15 protein-coding genes and 1 riboswitch are annotated in these 16,445 nt (G+C 46.8%); of the genes, 5 read left to right on the top strand and 10 right to left on the bottom strand.

All coding sequences use genetic code 11. The features are described from left to right. The first annotated feature begins 258 nt into the window (after positions 1 to 258). On the top strand, positions 259 to 1,164 hold the full coding sequence (gene folE2, locus AC0VYQ_RS01370; protein ID WP_029332371.1) for a GTP cyclohydrolase FolE2: 906 nt from the start codon (positions 259 to 261) through the stop codon (positions 1,162 to 1,164). Between the two features lie 173 nt (positions 1,165 to 1,337). On the opposite strand, the gene AC0VYQ_RS01365 is transcribed toward folE2, so the two are convergent. The 8 genes from AC0VYQ_RS01365 to pta all read right to left on the bottom strand — a co-directional run bounded on the left by AC0VYQ_RS01365 (position 1,338) and on the right by pta (position 10,803). Beyond that, positions 1,338 to 1,784 (bottom strand): GDYXXLXY domain-containing protein, encoded by a 447-nt coding sequence (locus AC0VYQ_RS01365; RefSeq protein ID WP_475404045.1) that lies wholly within the window; start codon positions 1,782 to 1,784, stop codon positions 1,338 to 1,340. Further along, entirely contained in the window at positions 1,781 to 2,974 is a 1,194-nt protein-coding gene (locus tag AC0VYQ_RS01360; protein ID WP_475404044.1) for a DUF2157 domain-containing protein, read from the bottom strand. Before AC0VYQ_RS01360 ends, AC0VYQ_RS01365 begins: the two co-directional genes overlap by 4 nt. A 129-nt stretch (positions 2,975 to 3,103) precedes the next feature. Further along, a complete protein-coding gene (locus tag AC0VYQ_RS01355; protein ID WP_475404043.1) occupies positions 3,104 to 5,083 on the bottom strand; it encodes a methyl-accepting chemotaxis protein in 1,980 nt (659 codons plus the stop codon). A 619-nt stretch (positions 5,084 to 5,702) separates the two neighbouring features. Continuing rightward, positions 5,703 to 6,002, bottom strand: coding sequence for a rhodanese-like domain-containing protein (locus AC0VYQ_RS01350; RefSeq protein WP_475404042.1), 300 nt, complete (start codon positions 6,000 to 6,002; stop codon positions 5,703 to 5,705). A 93-nt stretch (positions 6,003 to 6,095) separates the two neighbouring features. Beyond that, the gene (locus AC0VYQ_RS01345) at positions 6,096 to 7,472 is read right to left on the bottom strand and encodes an amino acid permease (RefSeq protein ID WP_475404041.1); all 1,377 of its coding nucleotides are present in this window, start codon (positions 7,470 to 7,472) and stop codon (positions 6,096 to 6,098) included. Between the two features lie 223 nt (positions 7,473 to 7,695). Beyond that, a complete protein-coding gene (locus AC0VYQ_RS01340; RefSeq protein WP_214811444.1) occupies positions 7,696 to 9,003 on the bottom strand; it encodes a nucleobase:cation symporter-2 family protein in 1,308 nt (435 codons plus the stop codon). Next, the gene (locus AC0VYQ_RS01335) at positions 9,000 to 9,584 is read right to left on the bottom strand and encodes a xanthine phosphoribosyltransferase (RefSeq protein WP_475404040.1); all 585 of its coding nucleotides are present in this window, start codon (positions 9,582 to 9,584) and stop codon (positions 9,000 to 9,002) included. The genes AC0VYQ_RS01340 and AC0VYQ_RS01335 overlap by 4 nt, the downstream gene beginning before the upstream one ends. Before the next feature lie 76 nt (positions 9,585 to 9,660). Beyond that, a riboswitch (purine riboswitch) is annotated at positions 9,661 to 9,760 on the bottom strand. Between the two features lie 59 nt (positions 9,761 to 9,819). Beyond that, the gene (gene pta, locus AC0VYQ_RS01330; RefSeq protein WP_251137227.1) at positions 9,820 to 10,803 is read right to left on the bottom strand and encodes a phosphate acetyltransferase; all 984 of its coding nucleotides are present in this window, start codon (positions 10,801 to 10,803) and stop codon (positions 9,820 to 9,822) included. A gap of 344 nt (positions 10,804 to 11,147) precedes the next feature. On the opposite strand from pta, the gene hemQ reads away from it, so the two are divergent. Both hemQ and AC0VYQ_RS01320 read left to right on the top strand, forming a co-directional pair. After that, on the top strand, positions 11,148 to 11,924 hold the full coding sequence (gene hemQ / locus AC0VYQ_RS01325) for a hydrogen peroxide-dependent heme synthase (RefSeq protein ID WP_159173997.1): 777 nt from the start codon (positions 11,148 to 11,150) through the stop codon (positions 11,922 to 11,924). 93 nt (positions 11,925 to 12,017) lie between these two features. Continuing rightward, positions 12,018 to 12,167, top strand: coding sequence for a hypothetical protein (locus AC0VYQ_RS01320; protein WP_204251414.1), 150 nt, complete (start codon positions 12,018 to 12,020; stop codon positions 12,165 to 12,167). Between the two features lie 511 nt (positions 12,168 to 12,678). Here the strand turns inward: AC0VYQ_RS01320 and AC0VYQ_RS01315 are convergent. Then, a complete protein-coding gene (locus AC0VYQ_RS01315; RefSeq protein WP_029332361.1) occupies positions 12,679 to 13,047 on the bottom strand; it encodes a DUF423 domain-containing protein in 369 nt (122 codons plus the stop codon). A gap of 1 nt (position 13,048) precedes the next feature. After that, complete coding sequence (locus AC0VYQ_RS01310; RefSeq protein ID WP_029332360.1) at positions 13,049 to 13,654, bottom strand: trimeric intracellular cation channel family protein; 606 nt, start codon at positions 13,652 to 13,654, stop codon at positions 13,049 to 13,051. Between the two features lie 165 nt (positions 13,655 to 13,819). Between AC0VYQ_RS01310 and AC0VYQ_RS01305 the strand changes: the two genes are divergently transcribed. Both AC0VYQ_RS01305 and AC0VYQ_RS01300 read left to right on the top strand, forming a co-directional pair. Further along, the gene (locus AC0VYQ_RS01305; protein ID WP_475404039.1) at positions 13,820 to 15,448 is read left to right on the top strand and encodes an ABC1 kinase family protein; all 1,629 of its coding nucleotides are present in this window, start codon (positions 13,820 to 13,822) and stop codon (positions 15,446 to 15,448) included. Positions 15,449 to 15,580: 132 nt separating this feature from the next. After that, positions 15,581 to 16,432 carry a GRP family sugar transporter gene (locus AC0VYQ_RS01300; protein WP_214894148.1) on the top strand — a complete coding sequence of 284 codons (852 nt, stop codon included), beginning with the start codon at positions 15,581 to 15,583 and terminating at the stop codon, positions 16,430 to 16,432. Positions 16,433 to 16,445: the final 13 nt, after the last annotated feature.

Below are 16,445 nucleotides of genomic sequence, written 5' to 3'. Positions count from 1 at the left end.
AAAAATATTTACGCGTTCATATGAACATATACTATCCGATTCAGTACAGACTTGCAAGTGTCCCTTATGATGAGTTTAGCAAACTGTTGATTCTGAGCCTTGCTAGTTTCGTTTTGCTATCAGTTCATGATAAAATTCATATCAACAGTTCAACATAGTGCAAACACATTTGCGGAATCATCAGAGTTGCTCGTCTCTAGCATTCCTGTCATGTTATTACTATTGATAAAATACAAAAGGACAAAGGGGCCAATTGAAATGTCTACCTACCCGATTACACTACCCACAAAAGAAGAGCGTCATAAGCTTTTCGGTTCTGTTCCCCCTGTTAAAGGAACAAAACCTACTGAAAAAGATAAAATGGTTGATCTTCAAAATACACCAAAGAATTTCTTGTTTGCACTTGATGCAGTCGGTATTTCAAACGTCAAACATCCTGTCGTCATCCAAGATGGTGACAAAACGCAGGCCACTGTCGCGACGTTCGAGCTTTCGACATCACTCGTTCAAGACCGTAAAGGCATCAACATGAGTCGCTTAACGGAGCAACTCGATCAGTACCATCAAGAAGGATGGGTCGTCACGAACGAATCACTGATTCAGTTCGCGCGCGATTTAGCCGAGCGGATGGAGCAGTCTGAAGGTCAATTAACGATTCGCTACCCATGGTTCTTCACGCGTAAAGCACCGGCAACTGGACTCAGCGGTCTGATGAATGCCGAAGTCTGGCAAACGGTCAGTGTCGATACGGAAACGAATGAAGCAACGTTGACGGTCGGGTTAACGATCAATGTCACGACACTCTGCCCATGTTCAAAAGAAATCAGCGAGTACAGTGCCCATAACCAACGTGGTTACGTCACGATGGAAGCATCGCTTCGTGACGAGGCAGATGACTTTGACTGGAAACAAGAATTACTGGATGCGGCTGAATCAAATGCATCAGCACCACTTCACCCGGTCCTCAAACGTCCGGATGAAAAACGTGTTACGGAGATGGCTTACGAAAACCCACGCTTCGTCGAAGATATGGTCCGCTTAATCGCGGCTGATCTCTACGAAATGGATGCGATCGCAACGTTCTTCGTCGAATGCCGAAACGAAGAAACGATTCACCAACATGATGCCATCGCTCGAATCACGTTCGATAAAGACGCACAATAAGTCCTATACCACCCTCGCCCTAGATGACCTCTCGTTGTCTAGAGCGTTTTTTTCATTAACCGGATGCACTTTTTTGAAACGCCTGGAAGCAATGAAGAAATCGGTATGACTTGAAACAATATTAAAAATGAGAGGAAAGACCTAGTAACGGTCCATCCTCTCATTTTGTTTTTTTACTCGTTTCGGAGCAATAAGTCCGTCGCCCGGACGGTTCCCCATGGCGAAACATCAGCTTTGACTTCTAATTTTTCCGCATCCTCATACCCTTTCCCTGTACCTTGTTCGACATAATATTGAGTCAGCTGAGAAATCGTCACGTATTCATCGTAATACTCACCAGCAACCGAACCGAAAAAGCGGTCATTCGAGATTTTATCAATTCTTGCATATCCATCTTCCCCCGTTATAAACGTAACGTAGACAAGTCCTTGTTTGACAGAAGCATCCGGTTTTAAATCTGGATACTGCAACATGACGTACTCCCCGTAAATCGGATCAAATGGATCAAACGGCTCTGCCCGGAAGCGGTAACTCTCTCCGAACCACGAAATCGCATAAAAACTGAGCACGACAAGCAAAACAATCAGTGTCTGAATAAACGCAAACCCGTACTTTTTCATGCCGACTGACCTCCTTCACGACGTCGTTGCATCCACCAGAGCACACCGGCAATCAAGAACACGAGTAAGGCCCCGCCTAGGAAAAAGAGTGACATATCCAGACGATTCCAAGCATAAATGAAGTAAACCGTCAGTTGAACGGCAATGAAATAAACGAACGGAATCAGTAAACGATGACCGGTTCGTTCTCGCTCAATCAAATAAACGAATGCCATCACTTCAACTAAAATCGCCATCAAGATCGCTTGTTCCTCGAACCATAAGAGTCCGACCAAACCGAGCGGGACGATGAAAAGGAGCGGACGGTAACGTACATAAATCAAACTTCCGACCGCGGCTGCGGCAAGTACAAGTAAAATCGCTTCGACGAGCGAAATCGGAGCAGTTGTCGTTTCTGCGCGGACAGATAGATAGACCAGTGAGTTAATGGCTGCCGTGACTAAATAGAGCGCGTAGAGGAGCAGGCGCTTTTGTTCCTCCCGAACAAGTAACAGTAATGGAACGAGGAAAAATAAAGTCCAAATCGGCCAAAGAATGCCTTCATAGGAAACGAGGAAAAACAATTCCAACCCTGCGAAGTAGAGGAGCAACCAGCTAAAAATCAGTGATGGAAACGTTTGACTGAAATAGAACCAGGCTACGGATATCAGAATCAAACAAACAAATGATGTCCAGTCGAGAAATGTAGCGTACTCGCTCCCGAAGCTGCCGATTCCCGTAAAAATATTCAATCCCGCCAAAAAAGCGACGACAGCGTAGGCAGCGTGACGCCAAACGAAAAAATGACCGAGTGCCATAAGAAAGATTACCCAGGCAATGAATGAGCTTTCAAGCGACATATGAAAACTTTGGACCGTGACAATCAATGCACCAAGGAACGCGAGAATCCCGAGTATCCGGAACGCCACCGGATTCCAAATCGTCCGGCGTTCGGAAATATCAGCTAGCACATAACAACTGAACATGATGACAAGAACGAGTCCGATTTTGACCAATGCCGGAATGACTTGCCAATTGGCCGCTAAAAAACTGAGTAAGGCCAAGCCGACAAACGTCAAGCCGACAATCAACAGTAAGGGCGTCCGCTTTTTGACTTGGTGTTTGTGTTCGTACGCTTCAATTCGATCGACGGTTTCTGCATCAAGCAATCCTGCTTCCTGCCATTCTTTCAACTTTTTCAATCGCGCCATCTTTCCACCTCCTAGGACTCAACACTACACTTATATTTTTCCCGTTTTCCTATCGCTTCAAGCAAATTCACAATAAAAAAAGCGACTACGTCCAGCTCAGTTTCGCTGATGTAGTCGCCTTCATCTGGTTTAAACGCGGAATTGCGTCACCATTTCTTGTAGTTCTTCTGCCATATCCGACAATGCTTTCGCGGATTGCGAAATTTCTTCCATCGAACCGAGCTGTTCTTCCGTCGTCGTCGCAACACGTTCGGATGCTGTCGAATTTTCATCCGCAATATGAGCGATTTCCGTTGCCGAAGCCGACACTTCTTGGACGTTCGCCGCGATTTCTTCGACCGTCGCTGTGACATCTTCGATTCGTGGCGTCATCTCTTGTGTCCGTAACATAATTTTCTTGAAACGTTCCGCTGAATCTTCTGTCGTCTCAAGTCCGGCTTTCGTATGATGCGATACTTCTTTCATCAAGGAAACCGACCGTTCTGTTTCCTGCTTGATGTTTGTAATCAGGCCCGAAATTTGTTTTGTCGACTCTTGTGACTGTTCGGCTAGCTTCCGAACTTCACTCGCGACGACCGCAAATCCTTTTCCATTTTCGCCGGCCCGTGCTGCTTCGATCGCTGCATTCAAGGCAAGCAAGTTCGTTTGGGCTGCAATCCCGTTGATGACATCGACAATCTTTCCGATTTCGTTTGAGCGATGAGCCAAGGATTGAATGACTTCACCGAAGTTTTCGACCGATGCATCAATCGCTTTCATCTGTGTCACATTTTTCCCGACCGCAATCGTTCCGTCTTCTGCTTCGAGTGCTGTTGCCCGTGATAGCTCGGAGACGTTCGTCGAACTCTCTGCGATTCGCATGACACCTGACGTAATCGCTTGGAGTGATACAGCGTTTCCTTCGAGTTGACGTTTCGAGTGGTCAGCACCTGCTGCCATCTGTTGGACGGAACCTGCGATTTGCTCGGAAGCTGCTGTCGTTTGCGCTGCGTTCGCCATCAATTCTTCTGAAGACGCCGCAACTTGCCCAATCGATTGATCGAGGTTCGTCACGATCGACCGGAGTGATGTGACCATGACATTAAAACTTTGGGCCACCTGACCGATTTCGTCATTGGATTCGACGATGACTTGCTCCGTCAAATCACCTTCTTTAATCCGATCGGCACTTTCCGTCAAACGACTTAACGGACGGAGGATCGAACGGAGAATAAAGTAAATTAAGACAGCTGCTAACAAGAACGTTCCAGCGATGACGGCAAGCGTCGTCCAAAGAATGCCCGATGTTTCATTTGTAATTTCTTTATCGTACAGTGTTCCGGCGACTTTCCATCCCGTCAAACTGTTCGTCATATAGTCCATTTTCTTTCCTTGATTCTCAAACTCATAAGAGAACTGACCATTTTTCCCGGCATAAAGGGACGTGACCCAGTCTCCAGATGCCTTTTCTCCAGCCTTCTTTGTCGGATGTGTGACGAAATTCTTATTGGAATCGAGAATCGTGACATAGCCTTCTTGACCGATTTTAATTTTTTTAGCGATTTCAGAAATTCGATCGACATCCACATCGACAGCAATGACACCACGTCCATCACCACCCGTTTGTGAAAGGGTGACCATCATCTTCCCTGAAGCTGCGTCGACGTATGGATCAGTAATGACGACTTTCCCACCGGCTTCTTCCGCTGCCTGATACCACGGCCGTTCCCGTGGATCGTAGTCATCCGGTAAGGATTGTTCTGGGTAAATTACCATCTCCCCTGCTGTCGTCGCGTAATAAAGATTTGCTGCTTGCGGGTGTGTATCGAGATATTCTGTCATCTTTTCTTTCAATGCTAAATTTTGTTTCCCTTTTTGATAGAGCATTCCATCAATCCGGTCTGCAAAGAAAGCAACATCGCGCCGCATCGGATCAACGATATTCATGATTTCATCGTTCATCCGGTCAACACCGGCATGCGCAGATTGCAGGATTTGATCTGTGATTTTCTGTTTCGCTTGGTTGTATGCAACAAAACCAATCAATAACGATGGAATCAATAATAAGAGCAAAGATGTGATAATTAGTTTCTGCTTGATGCTAATCGTTCGTTTTTTTGTCTGTTCCATACACGTCTCCTCTTCCCGATATGTAAACTCGTTGTTCTAATCTATATATCGGTCAGAACGTGTCATTTTTCACAACTAAATAAAAAAGAAGGTAATCCATTTTCATGGATAACCTTCTCAGCGTGCAGACAAACTCTTATGAAGCGTGAACATGCGATAACGAGAGGCAATCAGTTCGCGCTTCCCTGTCTCGCCTCGTCTTCAAAGCGGCAATCTTCCGCGCCGCTACAGCAAAGCTGCAGGGTCGCGACCGATTGCTTTTCGCTTTAAAAGCGATTCGAGACGAATCGCGGCGCTCTAAACCGCCTGCATGCCCAGCTTTCCGTCACGGTATTACCTAAAAAGTGTCACGTTTCGTTGACTCCTGCGGGGAAAAGTGCATGTTTAGCGCACTTTTCAGAGGCAGGCAAGACCCTGCTCGTTGTCCGCTAGGATCAAGGAGCAGCGGCTTGCGCCTCGCCAGAGAAAATCAACGAAAAAAGACACTGTATCTCCCGATAGCACGTTGTCCACAGCCTGAGAAGGTAATCCATTTTCATGAATTACCTTCTTGGACTACCTATAAAGTGATGCGGGATAACTTCGCGAACAGAACGTTTGAGAAAAGAACACTATCGCTTTACGCTTCTTGATCGCCCTTCCAGTTCATCATCCCGCCTTCGACGTTGACGATGTCATAGCCATACTGTTCGAGGAAACGTCCGACGTTTTCACTGCGTCCACCTGCTTTACAGATCAGGTAGTACGTTTCACCTTCTTGCAGCTCCGTATAGCGTTCACCGATTTCAGACATCGGTAAGAGACGGACATTCGGGATATGACCCGCGTCATATTCATCCTGCTCGCGCACGTCCACGACGTGAAGTGCTTCACCGGCTTCAAGCTTTTCTTGTAACTGATCGACATGGATTGTTTTCATCGTAGTTCCTCCTTTTATTTCATCTTTGTTCAGTGTAGCAAAACTGACGTCGAAACAGAACAAAAGAGACCGGCCGAAGCCGGTCTCCCTGATTCATTCCCCTGATGCCCGGTCGAACGAGCGTCGTGTCTGCTTATGCATCCCCCGCGCATAGTAGACCGCAATCAAAATCACATACCACAGTGGTCCAACAATCAGTGCGATGCGTGTACTGGCATCAAACGCCATCAAGACGATGACACCAGCTAGCGCAAGCAAGGCGATGTAGTTCGCGACCGGGAAGAACGGAACAGCAAATTCTGCCGTACCATAGACTTTCCGAGCCCGCATTTGCGAAATCAAAATCATCGCCCACGTCCAGACGGCTCCAAACGTCGCAATACTCGTCACGATTGCAAAAACACTTTCCGGTAAGAAATAGTTTAAGGCGACACCGACGAGCAGCGCGATCCCTGAAAGAATCGTCGCAATTGCCGGAACACCGTTTTTGGAAATCTTTGCGAATCGTTTTGGTGCTTCTTCATTTTGTGCCAGGTTCATCATCATCCGCGCCGTCGAGAAAATCCCCGAGTTACATGACGACAAAGCTGCTGTCAGTACAACGAAGTTGATGATTCCGGCAGCTGACGGAATACCCAGTTGCTGAAACAATAAGACGAACGGGCTACTGTTGTTTTGTCCGACTTGATCCCATGGATAAATCGACAAGATGACGAACAGCGCACCAATGTAGAAAATCAAGATGCGTAAAAAGACGTTGTTGACCGCCTTCCGAATCGTTTTCTTTGGATTTTTAGCTTCCCCAGCTGTGACCCCAATCACTTCAATGCCTAAGAACGCAAACATGACCATTTGCATCGCCAGCAGGACTCCCCCGAATCCGTTTGGCAGGAATCCACCATGCGACCAAAGATTAGAAATCCCGACCGGTGTACCCCCGTTGCCAAGTCCGACGACAATCGTCAATGTCCCAAGAATAATCATCACGACAATCGCGACAATCTTAATCAAGGCGAACCAAAATTCGAATTCGCCATAAAATTTGACGGCAATGAAATTAATGCTCGTCATAAGTAGTAATGCTGCAAGCGCCCAAATCCAGCGTTCCGACTGCGGGAACCATTCCTGCATATAAATTCCGACTGCTGTGATTTCTGCCATACATGTAAAAATCCACAGAAGCCAATAATTCCACCCGGTCAAAAATCCAGCGAGTGGACTGACATATTTCCGGGCGTATTCAGCAAAGCTTCCCGCCACCGGTTCACGTACCGCGAGCTCCCCAAGTGCCCGCATGATGATGAAGATGATGATACCGCCGATTAAATAACCAATCAGAATCCCTGGTCCTGCCAACTGAATGGCTTTTGCCGAGCCTAGGAAAAGTCCAACACCGATTGCCGCCCCCAGCGACATCAACGTAATATGACGCTCTTCCAGTCCCCGATTTAGCTCTGTCTGTTGCTTCATTTGTACGACGTCCTTCCTGTCTCTCTATCGTTCTTAGCAGTTCCCCAAACCGCTACGTTGTCAGTATAAAGAAGAGGTGTCTGATTTGTAAACGTTTTCAAGTGAGATTTACCACTTTCTTCCCATACTCGAAATATTCTGATTTGTGTAACGTTCTCTCATCACAAAAAAGAGACCTCCATCCGAAGATGCAGGTCTGCTCGTAACACAATCGTTCTACTATTTACTCAGCTTTTGCGAATTGTTCGTCTTCTGTACGCTGCTTGCGATCAGCCAAACGGAACAAACCATTGAGAAGCAATGCCGTCAACGAACCGGCGACAATCGGACTATCCGTCAAGACGCGGATTTGTTCCGGTAAACCGGACACAATCGCTGGGTTCATACTGATGCCAAGTCCGACGCCAAGCGATAAGGCGACCGTCAAGACGTGGTCGTTTTTTGCGAAGTCGACGCGAGACAGAATTCGAATTCCGCTTGCTGCAACCGTCCCAAACATGATGAGCATTGCCCCACCAAGCACTGGTTTCGGAATCAGTGTCGTAAAGGTGGCGACTTTCGGCAAGAAACCGAGGATGACTAAAAACAACCCGGCAAAGATGATGACTTTTCGTGTTTTGACGCCCGTCAGTTGAACAAGCCCGACATTTTGACTGTAGGTCGTGTATGGAAAACTGTTGAAAATCCCGCCGATGATTGTCGCAGCACCCTCTGCCCGGTAACCGCGTGCTAAGTCTTGCTTCGAGAGTTTTTTATCCGTGATTTCACCAAGCGTCAAGAAGACGCCTGTCGATTCAACCATTGAGACGAGACCAACGAGCGTCATCGTCAAAATCGCCGTGATATTAAACGTCGGTGCACCAAAGTAAAACGGTGTAATCATTTGGAACCACGAGGCGTCAGCGACTGGACTAAAATCAATCATCCCCATGCCGAACGCGACAAGTGTTCCGATGAGTACCGCAATCAAGACAGCGGCTGCCTTCGAAAAAACGGTGCCGTAACGATTTAAAATCAAGATTAAAGCAATCGTTAATCCGGCGAGACCGAGGTATCGGAAGTCACCAAAATCTTTAACACCTTGTCCGCCACCGATATCATTGATGGCTGCCGGAATGAGTGATATTCCGATAATCGTCACGACGGATCCGAGCACGACCGGCGGAAATAAAATCGCAATCCGGCTAAAGAGTCCGGAAATCAATAAAATGATGATGCCGCTTGCGATTAATGCGCCGTAAATCGCCGTGATGCCCTGCATGCTACCGATCGCAATCATCGGTCCGACTGCCGTGAACGTACATCCGAGCACGACCGGCAGTCCGACACCGGTATACTTCGTGACGAAGACTTGGAGTAACGTCGCGATTCCACACATGAATAGGTCAATCGCGACAAGATACGCGAGGCCTTCTCCGGATAGTCCGATTGCACTGCCGACGATCAACGGAACGATGGCTGCTCCTGTATACATGGCGAGGACATGTTGGAGTCCGAGCCCTGCCGCTTTAAAATTCGATAAGGATTTCATACGTTCACCGAGCGGACGAACGTCGCTTTCCCGTTCTCTAATTTTTCAATTCGCGCGAGCGATTCAACAAGGAATCCTGCATCAAGTAACTTCTCTCGCCCCGGTTGGAATGATTTTTCGATCACGATTCCGATACCGACGACTTCTGCTCCTGCCTGCTCGACTAATTTAGCAAGACCGAACGCCGCTTCCCCGTTCGCTAAAAAGTCATCGATGATCAGCACACGTTCACCTTGCTGTAAGTACTTTTCAGCGACTGTGATCGTACTCGTCTGCTGTTTCGTAAACGAGTAGACTTCTGCTGAAATCGTTCCTTCGTTTAACGTCAGCGACTTCGTTTTTCGTGCATAGACCATCGGTACACCGAGACGAAGCGCCGTCATCATCGCCGGTGCGATTCCACCTGCTTCAATCGTTAAAATCCGCGTAATGCCTGCGTCTTGAAACCGATTCATGAATTCATAAGCAATTTCCCACATCAATGTCGGATCGACTTGATGGTTAAGGAATGCATCGACTTTCAAGACTTGATCGGACAGGACGATTCCTTCTTTGTTAATCATTTCTTCTAAACGTTTCATAGCTGAGTTCTCCTTTATTGACGAAAAAAAACGTACAGCGCTACCCCCGGGGGCAGCCACTGTACGCCAAAAAAGAGAGCAGTAACTCACCACCCGTAGTCGGATCGTTACGGCGATCCGGTAGAGACTCGTGGGCCAATTCCCACTATTATACGAGCGTTGCTATACGTTTATGATTCGTGCATGATGTGTTTCATTTTACGATGTTCTCTGAAAAAGTAAAGACTTTTCCGTTTTATGCGTTTGCTTCAACTGCTTGAGCTGCCGTGATGATCGCAAGTTTGTAGACATCTTCTTCGTTACATCCACGTGAAAGATCGTTGACCGGTTTGTTGAGACCTTGGAGAATCGGTCCGATCGCTTCGAATCCACCAAGACGTTGTGCGATTTTGTAGCCGATGTTTCCTGACTCAAGGCTTGGGAAGATGAAGACGTTGGCTTGACCTGCAACATCTGATTCTGGTGCTTTTGATTTTGCGACGCTCGGGACGAACGCTGCATCAAACTGTAACTCTCCATCGATTGCAAGTTCAGGCGCACGTTCTTTTGCGAGACGTGTTGCTTCGACGACGCGTTCTGTTTCAGGTGATTTTGCTGAACCTTTTGTCGAGAAGCTGAGCAATGCCACTTTCGGCTCGATGCCGAATGTTTTTGCTGTTTTTGCTGATGCGATTGCATTTTCTGCTAAGTCGTTTGCGTCAGGTGCGATATTGATTGCGCAGTCAGCGAAGACATACTGCTCATCATCACGAACCATGATGAAGACACCCGATGTTTTCTTATAGCCTTCTTGCATTTTGATGATTTGAAGTGCCGGGCGGACTGTATCGCCAGTCGCGTGCATCGCACCCGAGACGAGACCTTCTGCTTTACCTGTATGCACGAGCATCGTTCCGAATGTGTTGACGTCCTTTAAGATGACTTCACGTGCTTGTTCTTCTGTCGCTTTTCCTTTACGGCGCTCGACGAATGAAGCAACAAGTTCTTCCATCGCATCGTACGAAGCCGGGTCGATTGTTTCAAGATCCGTTACGTCGATTCCGTTCGCCGACGCCGTCTCTTCAATCTTCACGCGTGGGCCGATAACGACTGGTGTGACGAGACCATCTTTTTTCAGGCGGACAGCAGCACCAAGAACACGTGCGTCGATTCCTTCTGGGAAAACGATTGATGGTTGGTGTGCTTTTACTTTTGTCTCAAGCATTTCGAATAATTGCATGATTTTCTCTCCTTTTATGTCAATCAAGTGTCGGTTTCTATTCCTTATACATTCCATCGTTCATTATACACAGTTCTGTTTCGTTATTAAAACAATTTGCAAAAAACTTCTTTTACCCATTACACGGAGCGGAATTTCATCACTATTACAGTTATTTCTAGGAATAGTACAGAAGGCGCTTAACGCGTTTCATCACACCCTTTTACTTCATACCCCGATTCGTGTTACTTCATGTCTCTACCCCTAATGAGAGACGGTTGTTTTGTTGCGATGAACTGTCCGATATATGATAAGATTAGCAATGGAGAATGTACTTTTCATTATAGATTTCAGGAGGTTTTTTCATGGAACATCAAACATCAGAACCAACTGCTACACAGCAAGCCGCCGAAACACTCGACGGTTGGTATACATTACATGATTTCCGCCGGATTGACTGGTCGCGCTTAAAACAAGTCGAAACAACTGTCCGGACGAAAATGATCAACGAGTTCCAAACGTTCTTAGCTGAGCTCGGACAAGTCGAAGAACAAAAAGAAGGCAGTCATGCCCTCTATACGATCATCGGTCAAAAAGCAGATCTCGTTTTGATGGTCCTTCGTCCGACAATGGAAGACATCCAAGCCGTCGAAGTGAAGATGCAAAAACTCGACTTATATGACTATCTCATCCCGACGTATTCATATGTCTCCGTCGTCGAACTCGGCACATACCGTGGATCTGGCGAAGGGAACCCGTATGAGAACCCGTATGTACGCGACCGTCTCTATCCAATCTTGCCAAAATCGAAGCACATCTGTTTCTATCCGATGAGTAAATCTCGTCGCGATGGCGATAACTGGTACACGCTTTCGATGGAGAAACGGAAAGAGCTCATGTACCGTCATGGTATGATCGGGCGGAGCTACGCTGGGAAGATTCAACAGATTATCGGTGGATCAACTGGCTTTGACGATTGGGAATGGGGCGTCACATTGTTCGCGAATGATATCCTCCAGTTCAAAAAAATCGTCTATGAAATGCGTTTTGACGAAGTGAGTGCAAAATACGGTGAATTCGGTGAGTTCTTCATCGGCAACCGTCTTGAGTCAAGCGAGCTCGAAACACATTTCGCGCTTTAATATGCTAAAAGACGTTTCATAGAAAAACCCTATGGGAATATACTCTTTGCGGCCATAAAAGATGTACGTTTTATACGTTAAGGAGGAATGATCATGGGGAATGCTATGAACCGGTCAACGCGATCGCGTGAGTTGCAATTCGCTGTGCTTTCAAAAGAGCTAAAGCCAGTCGCACAACGTGTACTGGATCGCTATGAGCAAGCATTATCGAAGCTAAATAAAACACAACCAATAAAGCATTGAGGCAGTTGCTTCAATCGTAATCGGTCAAGAGGCAGTGATGTCTCTTGACCGATTTTTTTATTTCGATGGCGTAATCGTCGTAAAAAGACAAAAAAAGAGAGTGGATATATATATCCACTCCCAGTGTGTAGACAAACTTTGAACATGCGATATCGGGAGGCAATTCGTTCGTGCTTCCCTGTCTTGCTTCGTCTTCAAAGCGATTCGAGACGGACTGCGCTCTAAACTGTCTGCATGCCTGGATTTCCCTCAAGGTATTCCTATAAAAAGCGTCACGTTTCGTTGACTCCTACGGGAAAAAGTGCGTGTTCAACGCATTTTCAGAGGCAGGCAAGACCCTGCTCGTTGTCCGCTAGGATCAAGGAGCAACGGCTTGCGCCTCGCCCGAGGAAAGCAACGAAAAAAGACGCTTTTAACTCCCGCTATCACGTTGTCTACATTTTAAGAGAGTGGATATAAAATCCACTCCCATATTTTCGTTTGAAGACCAACTTTCAAGTCAGTCGATGGATCATAATCCTTTATACGCACCAATCGCGACAAAAATCCAGGCTGCGATGAACAGAACGCCGCCAATCGGTGTGATTGCACCGAGTTTTGTAATCCCTGTCAGCGCCATGACATATAAGCTGCCGGAGAAGAAGACGATTCCGGCGAGCATCAACCAACCTGCAAGCGAAAATTGTGAAATCGAAACTTTCAGTAACATGCCACCCAGTGCCAAAATCCCAAGTGAGTGCACCATCTGATAGAGGACACCCGTCTGCCAGTTCGCAAGCATCCGCTCAGATAACATATCTTTTAGCGCATGCGCTCCGAACGCACCGAGTGCGACCGCTACCATCATCGATAAAGAACCAATCATAATCAATACTTTCATGTCATTCTCCCCCTAAACGTCGTGCCGGTAAATTCCATTCATAATAATAAGATAGCATACGTAAAATCGTAATGAGTCCCAGTAATGTGAACAAATGCAGAGGATTCGTCAGTTGGAACCGATCGATGACGAGCGCGGCCATGACGGCCCACATCGCATAGATTTCCTTATGCAGGACAAGCGGTTTGCGTCCGGCCAATAAATCCCGGATGACACCACCGCCGACACCCGTTAAAACAGCTGCTGAAATCGTTGCTGAAAGAGGTAAGCCTTTTGCAGATGCCATGAGTGCACCCTGGATCGCAAATGCGGATAAACCGAGTGCATCGGCGAGTACGCCCCACCGTGACCAATGTGGTAAAAATAATTGTGGTAAAACAAAGATTAATAATGCGACTAAAATCGCAATCAAGAACAATCCGCCTTGCGACCAAAGTGCCGAGACGGGTACACCAATCAACAAGTTCCGGATTGCACCGCCTCCGAACGCCGTAATCAATGCCAATAACCAAACCCCAAACAAATCATATTTTTCTTCCATCGCGACGATCGCGCCACTCATCGCAAATGCGACCGTTCCGATGATATTTAATAAGTCCCAGGACATGCACACATTTCACCTTTCCACATTGAAATTCCATTACTTACTATACTCTCTTTTTGCGTCGCGTCCACCTTATTTTTACGATTCTTTTTTCAGCCGTTTGTAAGTGACGTTTTTAGGTAAAGTAACCTATACTGAAACAAACTGTACAGGAAGCTAGGTGACCGTATGAAACGTTGGGCGCTCTACCGGATTTTCGTCATCGTGACGATGTTCGCTCGTTATATTTGGACTATCTATCGATTCACCCGGAAAAACCGACCAGGTACGAATACTGAAGAATTCGAGCGCATCATGATCACGATTGCGCGTGATTATAAGAAGAAAGCACTGCGTCTCGAAGGACTCCTGATTAAACTCGGGCAGTTTTTATCGATTCGTGCCGACTTATTCCCACCAACCGTTTTAATGGAGTTAACTGAACTCGTCGATAAGGTCCCATCGAGCAAACTCGGGGAATCTCGAAAAATCATCGAGGAAGACTGGGGCATGCCGATCGAAGACGTCGTCGATAATATCAGTCCTCGCCCCATCGCATCTGCTTCGATCGGAGAAGTCTATAGTGCGACACTCAAATCGAACGGGCGAAAAGTCGCAATCAAAGTCCAGCGTCCTAACATCGAACGAATCATTAAAACGGATTTCCGCGCGATGCGTCTCGTCATCGCGATGCTTCGGCGGACGTCACTCAATAAATCGACTGACCTCCAAAGTCTTTATCGCCAAATGGTCTTCGTCATCGGAGATGAACTGAATTATCGGACCGAATTAAAAAATGGTCTCTACTTTAAAAAGATGTATGAAACGAACCCTGTCATCTACATTCCAGACTATTATGAAGAACACTGTACGAATCGCGTCTTGATGATGGAGTGGATTGACGGTACACGGATCACGGACCTCGAGTTTTTAGCAGAACATCAAATCGATCGTGACGAACTCGCGCGTAACCTCTTCCTGAATGCGGGTGAACAGTTGCTGTTCGGTGGGAAGTTCCATGCCGATCCCCACCCCGGCAACGTCCTCGTCCAGGCAGACGGAAAAATCGTCCTGCTCGACTTCGGGATGATCGGTGCGACGACCCCGGACGATATGCGGGCGATTCAAGGAATCTTACAGTCGTTCGTCACACTCGATTACGATGCAATCGTCGACGGTTTGGAAGACTTACGTTTTTTATTACCGAACGCCAACAAACAAAATATCCGCCAGGCGATTGAAAAAGCCGTCAACTTTTACCTTGAAAGCGATATGGAGAACGTCGATACGAAATTAATTGAAAAAGTACTGTCTGATATTGAATTACTCGTTCGGAATGAACCGATTCAATTACCGGCCGAGTTTGCCTTTTTCGGTCGTGCCGCTTCGACGATCCTGGGTATCCTGCAAATCCTCTCACCAAAAATCAACTTGCTTGAACTCGCGAAACCGATGGTCCGCCGTTGGCTGGACGAAGAAGGGAAAAACCAGAATCGTTACTTACAGATTGCAGGGTCTTACGGCGCACGAATTCTCGCCTTTCCTCGCCTAGTCAATGATGCCCTCAGTGAACCAACACGCTGGCGGTTATTCGAACAGCAAAAATTCTCACGCGTCGCGAACATGGAATCGCTTAAAATTCGTCAGTGGACCAGTTCGCTCGTCGGAATCGTCAGCTTACCTGTCAGTTATGGTGGCTATTTTTTAAGCCAGTATGACTTGATGGGAATTTCTTTAACGATTGCTGTCGTCGCCCTCTGGAACGCTCGACGAATCGGACGACACATCGTCCGCATCGCTGATGAACCCTTTAAATAATAATTTTCACGTCCCATTCGTGGGGCGTTTTTTATTTTAAGATAATATTCGTTACCCATTAGAGGTTTTTCGTCGGGATTCCCGGGGTACATCTTCAAGTAGATAGAACAAATGGAAGAGGTGAATCACTTGATTGATATTTTAATTGCCATCGTTCCTGCATTGATGTGGGGGACGTTGCCTCTCGTCGTTTCAAAAATCGGCGGTTCAACAGAACAACAAATTATCGGGACAACACTCGGTGCGTTAGCATTCGCCCTCGTGACGTTCTTATTCATCAGTCCAGAACTGTCGATGACAGCCTGGATTGCCGGTCTTTTCTCCGGTGCTTTTTGGGCACTTGGTCAAATGAACCAATTTGCTGCTTTTAAACAAATGGGTGTTTCGAAAACGATGCCGATTTCGACCGGGATGCAACTCGTCGGAACATCATTGTTTGGCGTCCTCGCTTTTGGTGAATGGTCAAATACATCCGCACTTATTCTTGGAATTAGCGCTTTAGTACTGATTGTCGCCGGTGCTGCTTTTACATCGTATAAAGAAGATAAGAGCAAGAAGGATGAAAACATCGGAAAAGGATTGCTTCTACTCGTCATCTCGACGATTGGTTATGTCGGCTATGTCGTCATCGCCCGTTGGTTCAACATCAATGGTTGGGAAGCCGTTTTACCACAAGCAATCGGGATGGTCGTCAGCGCCATTTTACTTTCATTACGCAAAGGGAATTTGTTTGCGAAACAGACGTTCACAAATGGCCTTGCCGGTATCATGTGGGCTGTCGGTAACATCGCCCTGCTCTTCGCAACGGCACGTGTCGGCGTCGCAACAAGCTTTTCGTTATCGCAAACCGGTGTCGTCATCTCGACAATCGGTGGCGTCCTGTTCTTGAAAGAAGCAAAAACGAAAAAAGAAATGACGTTCGTTATCATCGGCTGTATCCTCGTCGTAGCGGGCGGTATCATGATCGGATTTACGAAACAATAACTTTTAAAGGAGT

The sequence above is a fragment of the Exiguobacterium sp. QJM3NY_9 genome, assembly GCF_056173545.1.
Note: the sequence above shows the minus strand (reverse complement) of the source record. Positions and strands in the feature narration are given on the sequence as shown.